Annotated in this window: 14 protein-coding genes; 3 read left to right on the forward strand and 11 right to left on the reverse strand. The window is 73.1% G+C overall.

Annotated features, from left to right (window positions below):
• Window positions 1–11: 11 nt before the first annotated feature.
• The 5 genes from trpS to ACIRYZ_RS26610 form a co-directional block, all read right to left on the reverse strand.
• The gene (gene trpS / locus ACIRYZ_RS26590; protein ID WP_402948545.1) at window positions 12–1052 is read right to left on the reverse strand and encodes a tryptophan--tRNA ligase; all 1041 of its coding nucleotides are present in this window, start codon (window positions 1050–1052) and stop codon (window positions 12–14) included.
• A 30-nt stretch (window positions 1053–1082) separates the two neighbouring features.
• Window positions 1083–2408: a hemolysin family protein gene (locus ACIRYZ_RS26595; protein WP_402948548.1), complete on the reverse strand. Its 1326-nt coding sequence runs from the start codon at window positions 2406–2408 to the stop codon at window positions 1083–1085.
• A 112-nt stretch (window positions 2409–2520) separates the two neighbouring features.
• On the reverse strand, window positions 2521–3513 hold the full coding sequence (locus ACIRYZ_RS26600) for a malate dehydrogenase (protein WP_402948550.1): 993 nt from the start codon (window positions 3511–3513) through the stop codon (window positions 2521–2523).
• 221 nt (window positions 3514–3734) lie between these two features.
• Entirely contained in the window at window positions 3735–4160 is a 426-nt protein-coding gene (locus ACIRYZ_RS26605) for a DUF3017 domain-containing protein (protein WP_393025539.1), read from the reverse strand.
• Window positions 4161–4179: 19 nt separating this feature from the next.
• Complete coding sequence (locus tag ACIRYZ_RS26610) at window positions 4180–5034, reverse strand: bifunctional methylenetetrahydrofolate dehydrogenase/methenyltetrahydrofolate cyclohydrolase (protein WP_402948553.1); 855 nt, start codon at window positions 5032–5034, stop codon at window positions 4180–4182.
• A 479-nt stretch (window positions 5035–5513) separates the two neighbouring features.
• On the opposite strand from ACIRYZ_RS26610, the gene ACIRYZ_RS26615 reads away from it, so the two are divergent.
• The gene (locus ACIRYZ_RS26615) at window positions 5514–6128 is read left to right on the forward strand and encodes a hypothetical protein (protein ID WP_402948556.1); all 615 of its coding nucleotides are present in this window, start codon (window positions 5514–5516) and stop codon (window positions 6126–6128) included.
• A 70-nt stretch (window positions 6129–6198) separates the two neighbouring features.
• Here the strand turns inward: ACIRYZ_RS26615 and purH are convergent, their stop codons facing one another.
• Both purH and purN read right to left on the reverse strand, forming a co-directional pair.
• Window positions 6199–7776 (reverse strand): bifunctional phosphoribosylaminoimidazolecarboxamide formyltransferase/IMP cyclohydrolase, encoded by a 1578-nt coding sequence (gene purH / locus ACIRYZ_RS26620; RefSeq protein ID WP_402948559.1) that lies wholly within the window; start codon window positions 7774–7776, stop codon window positions 6199–6201.
• A complete protein-coding gene (gene purN / locus ACIRYZ_RS26625; RefSeq protein ID WP_402948562.1) occupies window positions 7773–8432 on the reverse strand; it encodes a phosphoribosylglycinamide formyltransferase in 660 nt (219 codons plus the stop codon). Before purN ends, purH begins: the two co-directional genes overlap by 4 nt.
• Before the next feature lie 417 nt (window positions 8433–8849).
• Between purN and ACIRYZ_RS26630 the strand changes: the two genes are divergently transcribed.
• Window positions 8850–9443: a hypothetical protein gene (locus ACIRYZ_RS26630; protein WP_402948565.1), complete on the forward strand. Its 594-nt coding sequence runs from the start codon at window positions 8850–8852 to the stop codon at window positions 9441–9443.
• Window positions 9444–9452: 9 nt separating this feature from the next.
• On the opposite strand, the gene ACIRYZ_RS26635 is transcribed toward ACIRYZ_RS26630, so the two are convergent.
• Entirely contained in the window at window positions 9453–10799 is a 1347-nt protein-coding gene (locus tag ACIRYZ_RS26635; protein WP_402948568.1) for a DUF6350 family protein, read from the reverse strand.
• Window positions 10800–10976: 177 nt separating this feature from the next.
• Here ACIRYZ_RS26635 and ACIRYZ_RS26640 point away from each other — a divergent pair, with 177 nt between their 5' ends.
• Window positions 10977–12689: a hypothetical protein gene (locus ACIRYZ_RS26640; RefSeq protein ID WP_402948571.1), complete on the forward strand. Its 1713-nt coding sequence runs from the start codon at window positions 10977–10979 to the stop codon at window positions 12687–12689.
• Between the two features lie 66 nt (window positions 12690–12755).
• Here ACIRYZ_RS26640 and sucD read toward each other — a convergent pair whose 3' ends face one another.
• The 3 genes from sucD to ACIRYZ_RS26655 all read right to left on the reverse strand — a co-directional run bounded on the left by sucD (window position 12756) and on the right by ACIRYZ_RS26655 (window position 16301).
• Window positions 12756–13640, reverse strand: coding sequence for a succinate--CoA ligase subunit alpha (gene sucD, locus ACIRYZ_RS26645; protein WP_402948574.1), 885 nt, complete (start codon window positions 13638–13640; stop codon window positions 12756–12758).
• Between the two features lie 18 nt (window positions 13641–13658).
• Complete coding sequence (gene sucC / locus ACIRYZ_RS26650; RefSeq protein ID WP_402948577.1) at window positions 13659–14831, reverse strand: ADP-forming succinate--CoA ligase subunit beta; 1173 nt, start codon at window positions 14829–14831, stop codon at window positions 13659–13661.
• Between the two features lie 291 nt (window positions 14832–15122).
• A complete protein-coding gene (locus ACIRYZ_RS26655) occupies window positions 15123–16301 on the reverse strand; it encodes a VWA domain-containing protein (protein WP_402948579.1) in 1179 nt (392 codons plus the stop codon).
• Window positions 16302–16314 lie beyond the last annotated feature (13 nt).

The following is a 16314-nucleotide window of genomic DNA, read 5'->3' on the forward strand; positions in this document are numbered from 1 at the left end:
GGTTAGGGGAGTCACCGCTTGGCGGCCGGGAGGAAGCCGATCCGGTCGTACACCGTCGCCAGCGTCTCGGAGGCCACCGCGCGGGCCTTCTCGGCGCCGATCGCCAGCACCCGGTCCAGCTCGGCCGGGTCGTCCAGGAAGGTCCTGGTGCGCTCCTGGAAGGGGGTCACCCACTCGGTGAACAGCTCGGCCAGCTCGGTCTTCAGGGCGCCGTACATCTTGCCCTCGAAGTGCGCGACCAGCTGCTCGACCGGCTGGCCGCTGAGCGCGGAGTGGATCCGCAGCAGGTTGGAGACGCCCGGCTTGCCCTCCTCGTCGTAGGAGACCACGGTGCCGGTGTCGGTCACGGCGCTCTTGAACTTCTTGGCGCTGGCCTTGGCGTCGTCCAGCAGGCTGACCAGGCCCTTGGGCGAGGAGGCCGACTTGCTCATCTTGACGGCCGGGTCCTGCAGGTCCTGGATCTTCGCCGTCTCCTTGAGGATGTACGGCTTCGGGATCGTGAAGGTCGGGGAGTAGCGCGAGTTGAAGCGCTCCGCGATGTCGCGGGTGATCTCCACGTGCTGGCGCTGGTCCTCGCCGACCGGGACGGCGTCCGCCTGGTAGAGCAGGATGTCCGCGATCTGCAGGATCGGGTAGGTGAACAGGCCGACGGTGGTGCTCTCGGCGCCGTACCGGGAGGACTTGTCCTTGAACTGGGTCATCCGGGAGGCCTCGCCGAAGCCGGTGAGGCAGTTCATCACCCAGGCGAGCTGCGCGTGCTCGGGCACGTGCGACTGGACGAACAGGGTGCAGTGCTCCGGGTCCAGGCCGGCGCCGAACAGCTGGGCAGCGGAGATCCGGGTGTTCTGGCGCAGGGTCACCGGGTCCTGCGGGACGGTGATCGCGTGCAGGTCGACGACCATGTAGAACGCGTCGTTGTCCTTCTGCAGGTCGACCCACTGGCGCACCGCGCCCAGGTAGTTGCCGAGGTGGAACGAGCCGGAGGTGGGCTGGATGCCGGAGAGCACCCGGGGACGGTCCTTGACCGGACCAGTGACCGCTGCGTTGACCATGCGGGCCATTGTTCCAGTTCCACCGGTCGCTCAGGAAACCTCCGCCCCCGGCGGTTCGACCGGTGTGACGGCACTCACCCTCACCCGGGCGATCCGCCGGCCCTCCACCTTGGCCACCGTCAGCAGCGCCGTTCCCCCGCCGTCGAGCGGGACGCGGGCCTGGTCGCCCTCCCTGGGCAGCCGGCCGAGCGAGGCGACCAGGCAGCCGGCCACCGTCTCGTACGGGCCCTCGGGCAGGGTGACGCCGGTCTCCTCCGCGAAGTCGCCGAGGTTGAGCAGGCCGTCCAGCTCCATGCCGCCGCCGGCCAGCCGGCGGGTGGTGGCGGTCTCCGGCCGGTCGTACTCGTCCCGGATCTCGCCGATCACCTCCTCGACCAGGTCCTCCAGGGTGACGATCCCGGCGGTGCCGCCGTACTCGTCCACCACGATGGCCAGGTGGTGGCCCTCCCGGCGCATCTCGCCCATCGCCTCCAGCACCCGCTTGGTGCCGGGCAGCAGCTTGACCGGACGGGCCAGGTCGCGGACCTTGACGGCCTGCTCGCCGCGGGCGCCGTACAGGTCGCGGACGTGGACGAAGCCGACCACGGCGTCGGCGCTGCCCTCGACCACCGGGTAGCGCGAGTGCGGCGAGGTGTCGGCCTGGTGCCGTACGGCGGTCAGCGGGCGCTCGGCGTCCAGGAAGGTCACCTCGGTGCGCGGGACCATCACCTCGCGCAGCTGGCGCTCCCCGGCGGCGAACACGTCCGCGATCAACGCCCTTTCGTCGCTGCCCAGTTCGGTGTTGGCGGCGACCAGGCCGCGCAGCTCCTCAGAGCTCATCGAGCCGCGCCCGGCCGTCGGGTCGCCGCCGAGCAGCCGGACCATCAGGTTGGTGGAGTGGCCTAGCAGCCAGATCACCGGGCGCAGCGCCACCGACATCACGTCCACCACGGGGGCGGCGACCACCGCGATGGACTCGGCGCGCTGCAGACCGATCCGCTTGGGGGTGAGCTCACCGAGCACCAGCGACACGTAGCTGATCGCCAGGGTGAGGCCGACCAGGGCGACCGCGTCGGACATCCCCTCGGACAGGCCCGCCCGGACGAACAGCGGGGCGACCTTGCCGGCCAGGGTGTCCGCGCCGAAGGCCGCGGACAGGAAGCCCATGCAGGTCACGCCGACCTGGACGGCGGCCAGGAAGCGGTTGGGGTCGGCGGCCAGGTGCGCGGCCCGGGCCGAGCGCCGGGTGCCGTGCGCCGCCAGCGTCCGGATCTGGCCCTCGCGCAGCGAGATCAGCGAGATCTCGGCGACGTTGAACAGCCCGCCCAGCAGGATGAAGACGAGGACGAGCGCGGCGTCCCCGAAGGTTTCGTTCACAGCGGGCCAGTGTAGGTGGCCGGTGCGTACTGGGGCCCGGACACGGCGGCGGCCCGCCGCCTCCCGGTCTCGGAAGGGGGCGGGCCGCCGGAACAGGCCGTACGGACGGGACTCAGATGAGGCCCAGCTCCTGGACCGCGTCGCGCTCCTCGGTCAGCTCGTTGACCGAGGCGTCGATGCGGGTGCGGGAGAAGTCGGAGATCTCCAGGCCCTGGACGATCTCGAACTTGCCGTCCTTGGTGGTGACCGGGAAGGAGGAGATCAGACCCGCCGGGACGCCGTAGGAGCCGTCGGAGACGACACCCATGGAGGTCCAGTCGCCCTCGGCGGTGCCGTTGACCCAGGTGTACACGTGGTCGATGGCGGCGTTGGCGGCCGAGGCGGCCGAGGAGGCGCCGCGGGCGTCGATGATGGCGGCGCCGCGCTTGGCGACGGTCGGGATGAAGTCGTTCTCCAGCCAGGCCTGGTCGCTGCCGATGGCCTCGAAGGCCGGCTTGCCGGCGACCTCGGCCTGGAAGATGTCCGGGTACTGGGTCGCGGAGTGGTTGCCCCAGATGGTGACGCGCTTGATGTCGGAGACCAGGGCGCCGGTCTTGGCGGACAGCTGGCCGACCGCGCGGTTGTGGTCCAGACGGGTCATGGCGGTGAACCGCTCGGCCGGGACGTCCGGGGCGTTGCGCTGGGCGATCAGGGCGTTGGTGTTGGCCGGGTTGCCGACGACCAGGACCTTGATGTCGTTCGCGGCGTGGTCGTTGATGGCCTTGCCCTGCGGGCCGAAGATGCCGCCGTTGGCCTGCAGCAGGTCGCCGCGCTCCATGCCGGCGGTGCGCGGACGGGCGCCGACCAGCAGCGCGACGTTGGCGCCGTCGAAGGCCTCGTTCGGGTTGTCGGTGATGGTGATGTCGCGCAGCAGCGGGAAGGCACAGTCGACGAGCTCCATGGCGGTGCCCTCGGCGGCCTTGAGGCCCTGCGGGATCTCCAGGAGGCGCAGGTTCACCGGCACGTCGGCGCCGAGCAGGTGGCCCGAGGCGATGCGGAAGAGCAGCGCGTAGCCGATCTGGCCGGCCGCTCCGGTGATGGTGACGTTGACGGGGGTGCGGGTCATTTCTACCTTCTCCAGCAGATCGCCAGGTGCCCCAGGCACACCGGCACTGGAGCCAGGATGATCTCTCGACATCGAGAGACCGGCGTCAGGTTATCGCAAAGGGAAGCGTACGCCGCGTGTGCGGGCGTGGCTGTTGCGTCACAACGGACACCGCTGATCCGGCACGGACGCACCGTGGCCCCGCCCGGGAGTCCCGGACGGGGCCACGGTGCGAAGGCGGCTCAGTGCTTGGGCCGGCCGATCAGCTGGCCGATGTTGTCGAGCAGCGGGAACTCCAGCCACGGGTTCGGCTGCGCCACCAGGGTCAGCAGCACGATCGAGGCGCCCAGGAAGGTCAGCACGATCACGTCGGTGAAGCGGCTGCGCACCGCCAGCATCCCGACCTCGGGCAGCACCAGCCGCAGCACCGCGCCGAGCAGCACCCCGGCGCCGAGGATGAGCAGCCCGTACTTGAAGCCCTCCTTGAAGTCGGCGAACCAGGTGACCGCGAGGCCGGCACCGACCACCGACAGGACCAGCGTAATCGGCCACTGCCGCACCGGCAGGGCGTGGTCGCGCCCGAGGGCCGGGGCGGCGCCCTCGGGCGGCATGGTTCCGGTGGTCTTGACCGGCCTGCGCCGGGACCGCGCCGGTCGCGGTTCAGTCATGCTCGTCGTCCCTCGGGGGTCAGACGCCGGCGCGGCGCTCGGCCGCCTCGACGATGTTGTTGAGCAGCATCGCGCGGGTCATCGGGCCCACGCCGCCGGGGTTCGGGGAGATCCAACCTGCCACCTCGGCCACGCCCGGGTGCACGTCGCCGACGATCTTGCCCTCGCTGCGGCTGACGCCCACGTCCAGCACCGCCGCGCCCGGCTTGACGTCCTCCGGCTTGACCAGGTGCGGCACGCCCGCGGCGGCCACGATGATGTCAGCCTTGCGCAGGTGCGCGCCGAGGTCGCGGGTGCCGGTGTGGCACAGGGTCACGGTGGCGTTCTCGCTGCGGCGGGTCAGCAGCAGGCCGATCGAGCGGCCGACGGTGATGCCGCGGCCGACCACGACCACCTCGGCGCCGTTGATCTCGACGTCGTGGCGGCGCAGCAGCTCGACGATGCCCAGCGGGGTGCACGGCAGCGGGCCGTCGATGCCCAGGGCGAGGCGGCCCAGCGAGGTCGGGTGCAGGCCGTCGGCGTCCTTGTCCGGGTCCATCAGCTCCAGGACCGGGTTCTGGTCCAGGCCCTTGGGCAGCGGCAGCTGGACGATGTAGCCGGTGCAGGCCGGGTCGGCGTTGAGCTCGCGGACGACGTTCTCGACGTCCTCCTGGGTGGCGGTGGCGGGCAGCTCGCGCTGGATCGAGGCGATGCCGACCTCGGCGCAGTCCTTGTGCTTCCCGTTGACGTACCAGCGGCTGCCCGGGTCGTCGCCGACCAGGACGGTGCCGAGGCCGGGCGTGACGCCCTTCGCCTTGAGGGCCGCCACGCGGGCGGCGAGTTCGGACTTGATCGCGGACGCGGTGGCCTTGCCATCGAGAATCTGGGCAGTCATGACCCCATTCTCCCGGATCGCGACCGGCCTCCGTACCCGGGCCGCTCCCGCGACCGGACGGGCACGGAAGGTCCGCCCCGTATTGCGGTTGCGCCACAGTCTTGGCCCGGCACCCGGAACCGGCTGGACACGGTACTGCCGTCCGGATGACGATATGCGGGCATCCCCTGCCGCGACGCGGCCCGGTGACGGGTCGATGGATCCCGTGGCGGGGGCGTACCCGGGGGAAAGAGCCAGTGATCCGACCACAGCAGACCGAGCAGCCCGACCACCACGGCGCCGTCGTCGCCGTGCCGTGCCCGTCCCGGCCCTCGCTCGCCCGTTCCTCGTCACACTGCTGAGCCGGCCGCGCCCGTCACCGCTGCCGGGCTGTCACTGTGCTCCGATACCGTCCCGTTCTGTCGCCGACCCGACTCGCCGGCCGCAACCGGGTCCTCCGCCGTCCCGTCCCCGCGTCCCGTAACTGCCCGGAGGCATCCATGAGTTACCCGCCCGATCCGAACAACCCGTACGGCCAGCCGCCGGCCGCGCCGGGCTACGGCTACCCGCAGCAGGCCCCGCCGGCCGCGCCGGGCTACGGCTACCCGCAGCAGGCCCCGATGGCCGCGCCGGGCTACGGCTACGCGCCGGCCGTGCCGCAGTCCATGCCCAGCCTGGTGATGACCGCCCGGGTGCTGCTGTTCATCGTGGGCGGTTCGCAGGTGCTGGGCGCGCTCGCGTTCCTGATCGGGGCCGCGGCCGCCAAGGACGCCGTCAACAAGAGCGGGGCGAGCAGCGACGACTTCATCTCGTCGATCGGCAACGCCGCCGCCGGCGTCGCGGCCGTCATCGGCATCCTGTTCGCGCTGGCCGCAACGCTCTCCATCACGCTCGGCGCGAAGTACGGCAAGGGCGGCAACGCCGTCCGGATCACCACCATCGTCTACGGCTCGATCGCCTCGCTTTTCGGCCTGGCGATCATGGTCGGCGGGATCAACGCCAAGATCACCGTGAACATCATCCTCGGCCTGATCTGGATCGCGATCTGCGTCATCTGGATCACCGCCATGTGCGTCCAGGACGGCGTCAACTGGTTCAACCGGCCGCGCTACTGAGCGAACGGCACGGACCACGACGAAGCGGCCCGGTTCCCTCCTCGGAGAGAACCGGGCCGCTTCGTACCACTCAGTGGAAGAAGTGGCGCGCACCGGTGAAGTACATCGTCACGCCCGCCTTCTGGGCGGCCTCGATGACCTGCTCGTCGCGGATCGAACCGCCCGGCTGGACGATCGCCTTGACGCCGGCGGCGATCAGGATCTCCGGGCCGTCCGGGAACGGGAAGAAGGCGTCCGAGGCCGCGTACGAGCCCTTGGCCCGCTCGCCGGCCCGCTCGACCGCGAGCTTGCAGGAGTCGACCCGGTTGACCTGGCCCATGCCGACGCCGACCGAGGCGCCGTCCTTGGCCAGCAGGATCGCGTTGGACTTGACGGCCCGGCAGGCGCGCCAGGCGAAGGCCAGCTCGGCCAGCTCGGTTGCGGAGAGCGCCTCGCCGGTGGCCAGCGTCCAGTTCGCCGGGTCGTCGCCCTCGGCCTGGACCCGGTCGGCGTCCTGGAGCAGCACGCCGCCGGAGATCGGGCGGACCTCCTGGCGGTTGGCCGGCGCCTCGGGGGCGAGCAGCACCCGCAGGTTCTTCTTGCGGGCCAGCACCTCGACGGCGCCGTCCTCGTAACCGGGGGCCACGACGACCTCGGTGAAGATCGGGGCGATCTGCTCGGCCAGCTCGACGGTGACCGGGCGGTTGACCGCGATCACGCCGCCGTACGCGGAGACCGGGTCGCACTCGTGCGCCTTGCGGTGCGCCTCGACGACGTCGGCGCCGGTCGCGATGCCGCACGGGTTGGCGTGCTTGATGATCGCGACGGCCGGCTCGGCGTGGTCGTACGCGGCGCGGCGGGCGGCGTCGGTGTCGACGTAGTTGTTGTACGACATCTCCTTGCCGTGCAGCTGCTGCGCGCCGGCCAGGCCGCCGGTGCCGTCGCTGTACAGCGCGGCGCCCTGGTGCGGGTTCTCGCCGTAGCGCAGCACGTTCTGCCGCTCCCAGGTGCCGCCCAGGAACTCGGGGAACCGCTCGTCGCTCGGGGCGTAGCCGGCCTCGAACCAGGAGGCGACGGCCACGTCGTAGGCGGCGGTGTGGGCGAACGCGGCACCGGCCAGGCGCTTGCGGGTGGCCAGGTCGAAGCCGCCCTCCCGGACGGCCGTCAGCACGTCGCCGTAGCGGGCCGGGTCGACCACGACGGCCACCGAGGGGTGGTTCTTGGCGGCGGCGCGCACCATGCTCGGGCCGCCGATGTCGATCTGCTCCACGCACTCGTCGGGGGTGGCGCCGGAGGCGACGGTGGCCTTGAACGGGTAGAGGTTCACCACGACCAGGTCGAAGGGCTCGACGCCGAGTTCGGCCAGCTGCGCGCGGTGCGACTCCAGGCGCAGGTCGGCGAGCACGCCCGCGTGCACGCGGGGGTGCAGCGTCTTCACGCGCCCGTCCAGGCACTCCGGGAAGCCGGTCAGCTCGGAGACCTCGGTCACCGGGACACCGGCGGCGGCGATCCGGCCGGCGGTGGAGCCGGTGGAGACGATGGCGACCCCGGCGGCGTGCAGGCCCTGGGCCAGCTCCTCCAGACCGGTCTTGTCGTACACGCTGATCAGCGCGCGACGGATCGGACGGATGTTCTCCGAAACGGGGGGCGTGGTGGAGCTGGCACTCATGCCGGAATCCATACCTTTCGGTCCTCGATGCGGTGACCTTCGCGGGCCAGCCGGCCCACGACGTCGACGAGCAGCTTGCGCTCGACAGTCTTGATGCGCTCGTGCAGCGCGTCGCCGCCATTGGCGTGGTCGGCGTCGACGACCTCGACGACGCCCTGCGCGATGATCGGCCCGGTGTCCACCCCGGCGTCGACCAGGTGGACGGTGCAGCCGGTGACCCTCACCCCGTACGCGAGCGCGTCGGTGACGCCGTGGGCGCCGGGGAAGGAGGGCAGCAGTGCGGGGTGGGTGTTGACGATCCGCCCGCCGAAGGCCGCGATGAACTCGGGGCCGAGGATCTTCATGAAGCCTGCCGTGACCACCAGGTCCGGCTGGTGGGCTGCGACGGAGGCGGTCAGCGCGCGGTCCCAGTCGGCGCGCTCCGGGAAGTCCTTCACCCGGTGGACGAAGGTCGGCAGGCCCGCCTTCTCGGCGCGCTCCAGTCCGGCGATCCCGTCCCGGTCCGCGCCCACCGCGATGATCTCGGCGCCGTAGGCCGGGTCGGCGACGGCGTCGATCAGCGCCTGCAGATTGGTGCCGGAGCCGGAGACCAGCACCACCAGGCGGGCCGGTCCGGGCGTACGGGGCGGGAAGAGCTGGGCGGGGGCGGCGGCCACTGCGCGATTCTCCGTAGGTCGGGCGCCGTCCGCTGGTACGTCCACCGGCGGTGGGGCCACTACGAACGGCAGGTCGAGCGAAGGGAAACACCAGGAGAACCCGCCGCGACGCGGGCCCCGGGAACCAATGTGAGCTGCTGACCGTCACCACGATAACGGCTGGTCGGACGGCCTCCGCACCCTCCCCGCGGCGCTACGCGCGTAGTTGAGACGGGGATCTCCTCGGGCCCCGCGTGACTCGCCCGCTCGCCTCCGAGCCGAAGGGGCGGGGCACCGGAGTTGCGCACCCCGCCCCGGCCGGGGGCACGGGCCCCCGGCCGGGCCCTCGAACGGTTGCGGGATCATTGGGGGCGCGGGAGACCGCTCCGACGCGCGACCCTCCGCACGGCCCCCGACCGAGAAGGAATGGCTGAACCGATGAGCAGCGGCGACGACAACGGCGAGCACAACCCCTTCGCGCCGCCGCCGGCGGACGCCCCGGACCAGCCGTGGCAGCCGCGCGGCCCCTGGTCCGCCCAGGGCCCGGAGGGCAACGGCGGCCAGGGCGGCGGCGACGGCCGCCCCGGCCAGCGCCCGCCCGTCCCGCAGCCGCCCCGGCTCGACCCCGCCGACCCGGCCCACCGCCGGGCCCGCAACGCCGCGCTGGCCGGGCCGTTCGCGCTGGTCTGCCTGTTCGCGGAGTTCCACTGGATCGCGCTGCTGGTCGGGCTGCTCGGGATCTACTGGGGCGTCAGCGCGCTGCGGGCCAAGCAGCCGGCGGCCGGGGCCGGTGGCGCCCCGGCCGGGGCCGTTCCCGGCGTCCCGGCGCCGAACCCGCTCACCCCGGCCGCGCTGGCCGGGATCCTGACCGGTGCGATGACCGTCGCGATGGTCGGCCTGATGGTCGGGCTCGGGGTCTACTACCAGGACTACGCGACCTGCGTCCGGGACTCGCTGACCAACGTCGGCGCCGAGAACTGCGACCGGTACGCCCCGCAGTGGTACGTGGACTTCACCGGGAACGCGGAGTAGCCACCGGGTTCAGTCGGCGGGGCCCCGGCCGGACAGCCGCAGCACGAGGGCGTACGCACGGGCGCGCAGCCGCAGTGCGCCCCGGTGCGTGCGCACCGCGAGCCCGGCGTACGCGCCCGGGGCGGCCGCCGGGGCCCGGCCGGCCGAGGAGGACCGGCCGGCCGACGGACTGAGCGCGCGGTACCGGACCAACAGGGCGCCCGGGACGGCGACCAGCGCCAGCCAGCCCGCCGCCGCCAGGCCCGTCCACCACGGCCGCGGCCCCAACCAGGCCATCCGCTCCCCCGCCAGCGCCCCGCCCGACAGCCAGCCCAGCGCCGCCGCCCCGGCACCGAGCAGCAGCGCGGCCGCCAGCGCCGCCGTCACCGTCGCGGCCGCCGGCCAGGGGCGGCCGTCCTCGCGCGGGCCCGGCCGGCCTGCCGCCGCACGGCCCAGCAGGACCGCCGGCACCAGCCCCGCCAACAGTGGCAGCGCCAACGCCGCCAGCCGCCAGCCGCCCGGGCCCTCCTGGGGCAGCAGGGCGAACAGCGGGAACTCCGGCACCGGGCCGAGCTCCGTACCGCCCGGCGACACCAGCGTCCCGGTCCCGACCTCGAAGCCCGGGCCCAGCGCGTACGCCGCAGCCCACAGCACCGCGTTCGGCAGCAGCACCGTCGCGACCAGCAGCAGCCCGAGCAGGGCGGCGGGCCCGCCCCTGAGCAGCGCCGCCCCGCGGCCACCGCCGGTCACCGCGTCCAGCACCGCGGCCACCGCCACCAGCACCCCGCCGGCCGCGACCAGCCCCGCCCCGGCCGCGCCGGCCGCCCGCCGCACCGCGGCCGCGCCGCCGGTCGGCCGACAGGCCGGGGGCAGCCGGTCGAGCAGCGGGTGCGCCGTGGTCGGCAGGGGCCGCGCCGAACGGACGCCCGCGACGGTCGCCAGCCCGGCGAGCAGGCCGACCACCAGGAGGTCCGGCAGCACCCGGCTGCGGAACAGCCCGGCACCCGCGCAGTGCAGCGCCACCGCGACCGCCACCGCGCAGTAGCCCGTCCAGAGCGCGAACGGGCCGCCCCACTGCGAGCGCAGTCCGCGCCGGGCCGCCACCCCGGCCCCCGCCCGGTACAGCCGCACCACCGCCAGGGCGCCGAGCAGCAGCGGGGTGACGGTCAGTGGGGCGCCCCCGTCCCCGCGCAGCACCGGTGCGCCGTGCCCCAGCAGCCAGAGTGCACCCGCCAACCGGGTGGCGCGCGCCGCGCCCGAGTCGGCGTACGGTGTCGCGACCCAGAGGCCGAGCACCGGTACCGTGACCACCGCCAGGCCGACCAACGCAGTCCGCACCCCGGCCAACAGGTCGGCCAGCACGGGGCGTCCGCCCAATTCGCCAGGCGATTGCAGGATCGGACGTCCCATCAGCTGTGTCATAGGCCTCATGCTGCCAAGGCGACTCGCCATGCTCCGTGAAGCGGCAAACCGCCGCCGTGTCCCAGATTATTGGCTTATGCGCCTTTTCAGACCCTGCCCCCAAGCCGTCGGCGCCCCGGCCCGGAGCGTCTGATGACCACGCCACCCACCCACGCCACCGACCCGCCTCGGAAGCTGACACCCGGTGAGTCCCAGGTCCTCGCCCACCTCGCCGCCGGGCACGACCTCCAGCACACCGCCGCCGCCCTCGGGGTCACCCCCACCGTCGCGCGCGACCTCCTCCACGGCGCACTGCGGAAGCTCGGCTGCCCCACCGAAGCCGCCGCCATCGCCCTCATCAGAAGCGCACCCCCTGTCCACCCGGGCCGACGTCCCCCGGCCCCGCACACCAGCACGCGAGCGGCCCCCACAGCCTCGGGAGAACACGGCGGCATGACGACCACCCCGACCGCGACGCGGAACCCGGCATCCGGCGAATCCGACCGGCACGACCAGCAGCACCGCTCCCCCGCCGTCGGCACCGAGCGCGGGCCGGAGGACCGCGGGGTCCCCCGCGCCGAGGCGGCCGGGCCGGCCGCAGCCGGGCCGAGCGACACCGCGCCCCCCGGCCGGACCGGGGCCGGCGCTCCGCCCCCGCGGCAGCACCCACCCACCGCGCCCGCCGATGCCCGCAAGCGCGGCGGCGCGGCCACCGGCCGAAGCGCGAGCGCGGAGCGGCAGTCCGTCCCGCGGCAGGAGGCCCCCTCGCCCGCCGGCCGCAGGGAGCGCATCGACATGGCCCTCATCGAAGCCGGGAGCCGGCGGGACCCCTCGGACGAACCCGTGGCGGGCTTCGACGATCTCTACGAGGAGGCGCACACCCGGCTGGTGCAGCAGGTGTTCCTGCTGACCGCGTGCCGGCACCGGGCGGTGCACTGTGTGCGGCGGGCGTTCGGGGAGGCGCGGCAGGGGTGGGCCGAAGTGGTCGGGTCGGGGGATCCGGAGGCCTGGGTGCGGGTGCGGGCGTGCGAGTTGGCGTTGTCGCCGTGGCACTGGGGCGAGCTGCGGCGGGCGCACGCGTGGACGCTGCCGCATCGGCGGATCGGGGTGCGGCCGGCGGACGAGGCGCAGGCGGTGCTGCCGGACCAGGACCGGCTGACCGACCGGGACAGGGCGCTGCTGAAGGCCCTGCGGCGGCTGTCGAGGCCGCAGCGGCGGGCGCTGGTGCTGCACGACGGGCTGGGGCTGCCGGCGGCGGCGATCGCGGTGGAGGTGGAGTCGACCCGGACGGCGGCCGAGGGGCGGGTGTGGGCTGCGCGGGCGGCGCTGGCGCAGTGGGTGCCCGAGCTGGTGGGGCCGGATCCGGCGGCGCCGGGGTTCGCGGACGGGCTGAGCGGACTGCTGCACCGGGCCGCGGTACGGGGGTGCCCGGAGCCGCACCGCTCGCCGGTGCCACTGCTGCGGGCCCGGCACCGGGTGTGGACGGCGAGCCGGACGGGCGCGGCTGCGCTGCTGACCCTGGCGGTGGGCGGGGCGACGCTGGCGACCCTCGCGGGGCTGCGCCCGGCGGCGCTGTTCGAGTCGTACGACCCGCCGGCCCTCACACTGTGCGTGCCGGCCCCGGGCGAGAAGGTGGCGCCGCCGGGTGTGCCGCTGCTGCCGGGCGGGGCGCCGAACGGCATCGCCAGTCTGTGGTGCAGCCCGGCACCGGGCCTGGCGGCGGTGGTGGTGGATCCGCAGCCTCGGGCGGTGGCGGGCTGGGAGCTGCCGGCCTCGGCGGAGGACCAGGCGCCGCCCCCGCGGCAGGGTCCGGCGGTGTGCCCGCTGTGGTCCCCGCTGCCCTGCACGACGGGCCCGAAGCGCTGAGGCGCCGAAACGGTGAGCGCCCCCGCCCGGGAAGGGCGGGGGCGCTCACCGCGCAAGGGACCGACGTCAGCCGGCGATGATCTCGCGGGCCAGACGGGCGGTCTCGGACGGCGTCTTGCCGACCTTGACACCGGCGGCCTCGAGGGCCTCCTTCTTCGCCTGGGCGGTGCCCGAGGAGCCCGAGACGATGGCGCCGGCGTGGCCCATGGTCTTGCCCTCGGGGGCGGTGAAGCCCGCGACGTAGCCGACGACCGGCTTGGTGACGTGCTCGGCGATGTAGGCCGCGGCACGCTCCTCGGCGTCGCCACCGATCTCACCGATCATGACGATGATCTCGGTCTCCGGGTCCTCCTGGAACGCCTTGAGGGCGTCGATGTGGGTGGTGCCGATGACCGGGTCACCGCCGATGCCCACGGCCGAGGAGAAGCCGATGTCGCGCAGCTCGTACATGAGCTGGTAGGTCAGGGTGCCCGACTTCGAGACCAGACCGATCTTGCCGGAGGTGGTGATGTCGGCCGGGATGATGCCGGCGTTCGACTGTCCGGGGCTGATCAGGCCGGGGCAGTTCGGGCCGATGATCCGGGTCTTGTTGCCCTTCGAACCGGCGTACGCCCAGAAGGCGGCGGTGTCGTGCACCGGGACGCCCTCGGTGATGACGACGGCCAGCGGGATCTCGGCGTCGATGGCCTCGATGACGGCGGCCTTGGTGAAGGCCGGCGGCACGAAGAGGACGGAGACGTCGGCGCCGGTCTTCTCCATCGCCTCGGCGACGGAGCCGAAGACCGGGATCTCGGTGCCGTCGACGTCGACCGTGGTGCCGGCCTTGCGCGGGTTGACACCGCCGACGATCTGGGTGCCGGAGGCGAGCATGCGGCGGGTGTGCTTCATGCCCTCGGCGCCGGTCATGCCCTGGACGATGACCTTGCTGTCCTTGGTAAGGAAGATAGCCATGGTGTTAAGTCCCCTTCCTTACTTGTTGGCCAGCTCGGCGGCGCGGTCAGCGGCGCCGTCCATGGTGTCCACGCGCTGGACCAGCGGGTGGTTGGCGTCGTCGAGGATCTTGCGACCCAGCTCCGCGTTGTTGCCGTCCAGACGGACGACCAGCGGCTTGGTGACGTTCTCGCCCTTGCTCGCGAGGAGCTCCAGGGCCTGCACGATGCCGTTGGCGACCGCGTCGCACGCGGTGATGCCGCCGAAGACGTTGACGAAGACCGACTTGACGTCGGGGTCGCCCAGGATGATCTCCAGGCCGTTCGCCATGACCTCGGCGGACGCGCCGCCACCGATGTCGAGGAAGTTGGCGGGCTTGACGCCGCCGTGGTTCTCACCGGCGTAGGCGACCACGTCGAGGGTGCTCATGACGAGGCCCGCGCCGTTGCCGATGATGCCGACCTGGCCGTCGAGCTTGACGTAGTTCAGGCCCTTGGCCTTGGCGGCGGCCTCCAGCGGGTTGGCCGCGGCCTTGTCCTCCAGGGCCTCGTGCTCGGGCTGACGGAAGTCGGCGTTCTCGTCCAGGGAGACCTTGCCGTCGAGCGCGATGATCTTGCCGTCGCCGGACTTGATCAGCGGGTTGACCTCGACGAGGAGGGCGTCCTCGGCGATGAAGACCTTCCACAGCTTCTGCAGGACGTCGGCGACCTGGTCGGCGACCTCGGCCGGGAACTTCGCCGCGGCGACGATCTCGGCGGCCTTCTCCGGGGTGCAGCCCTCGTTGGCGTCGACCGGGATCTTGGCGAGCGCGTCGGGGTTCTCCTCGGCGACGACCTCGATCTCCACGCCGCCCTCGACGCTGGCCATGGCCAGGAAGGTGCGGTTGGTGCGGTCCAGCAGGAACGAGACGTAGTACTCGTCCTTGATGTCCGCGGTCTGGGCCAGCATCACCTTGTGCACGGTGTGGCCCTTGATGTCCATACCGAGGATCGCCTCGGCCTTGGCGACGGCGTCCGCCGGGTCGGCGGCGAGCTTGACGCCACCGGCCTTGCCTCGGCCACCCACCTTCACCTGAGCCTTGACGACGGCGCGGCCGCCGAAGCGCTCCGCGATGGCGGCAGCGTCTGCGGCGGTCTCGATGACATCGCCGTCAAGCACGGGCACACCGTGCTTGGCGAAGAGGTCCCTCGCCTGGTACTCGAACAGGTCCACGTGTTTGTCCTTGTTCGTGGTCGCGGATTGTGTCTCTACGAGCGTGCCACGGCAGGATCTTCGCTGCGGGTCGTCGGGGCGGTGCGGGTACGCAGAGGTACGGCCTTGCGGCCCACACAGCCACGGGCGCACACGTCAATCAACACGCGCGTCACGTCCGTCTGGCAGGTTATCCCCGTGGGACGGGCGTCTTCCGCCCGGGGCCTGTCCGGCTTGGGTGAGAACCGTCACAGATCAGCCCGGACGCCTGCTCCACCGATCGGGCGGGGTTCACCCACCCGGGTGAGGCGGTCACACCCCCTGGTCCGCCCCCTTCATCAGGTGCCGCGGGATCGGACGCTTCTCGATCGCCGCCGCCATGATTTCGGGGAAGGCGTCCGGGGTGCAGGCGAAGGCCGGAGCGCCGAGCGCGGCCAGGGCGGCGGCGTGGGCGTGGTCGTAGGCCGGCGCACCTTCGTCGGAGAGCGCGAGCAGGGCGACGAACTGGACGCCGGCCGCCTTCATCGCGGCGACCCGCCGCAGCATGCCGTCCCGGATGCCGCCCTCGTACAGGTCGCTGATCAGCACCACGACGGTCTCGGACGGCCGGGTGATCTTCGACTGGCAGTAGGCGAGCGCGCGGTTGATGTCGGTGCCGCCGCCGAGCTGGGTGGCGAACAGCACGTCCACCGGGTCGGTGAGCTGCTCGGTGAGGTCGACCACCGAGGTGTCGAAGACGACCAGTCGGGTGTCCAGGGTGCGCATCGAGGCGAGCACCGCGCCGAAGACCGCCGAGTGGACGACCGAGGGCGCCATCGAGCCGGACTGGTCGATGCAGAGGATGACGTCCTTCTTCACCGCGCGCTGGGCCCGGGCGTAGCCGACCAGCCGCTCGGGCACGACGGTGCCGTGCTCGGGCAGGTAGTTCTTCAGGTTGGCCCGGATCGTCCGGTCCCAGTCGATGTCCCGGTGGCGCGGCCGGTTCACCCGGGCGCTGCGGTCGAGGGCGCCTCCCACGGTGGCCCTGGTCCGGTCGGCGAGCCGGCGCTCCAGGTCGGCGACCACCTTGCCGACCACGGCCCTGGCGCTCTCCCGGGTGGTCTCGGGCAGCGCGTGCTTGAGCGACAGCAGGGTGCCGACCAGGTGCACGTCCGGTTCGACGGCCTCCAGCATCTCCGGCTCCAACAGCAGCCGGTCCAGGCCGAGTCGGGTGATCGCGTCCTGCTGCATCAGCTGGACGACGGTGGACGGGAAGTACTCGCGGATGTCGCCGAGCCAGCGGGCCACCTGCGGGGCCGAGCCGCCGAGCCCGGCGCTGCGGCGCCCGCCGCGCGGGGACCGGCCGGCCTCCTCGGGGCCGCCCCGGTAGAGCGCGGCCAGGGCGCCGTCCATCGCGGCGTCGCGGCCGCGCAGGGTGCAGCCGGTGCCGTCGGCCTCGCCGCCGAGCACCAGGCGCCAGCGGCGCAGCCGTTCGTCGGTCGTGGTCGCCATCGGGTCCTCCTCC

Source organism: Kitasatospora sp. NPDC101155, from assembly GCF_044768305.1.
Classification (GTDB): domain Bacteria; phylum Actinomycetota; class Actinomycetes; order Streptomycetales; family Streptomycetaceae; genus Kitasatospora.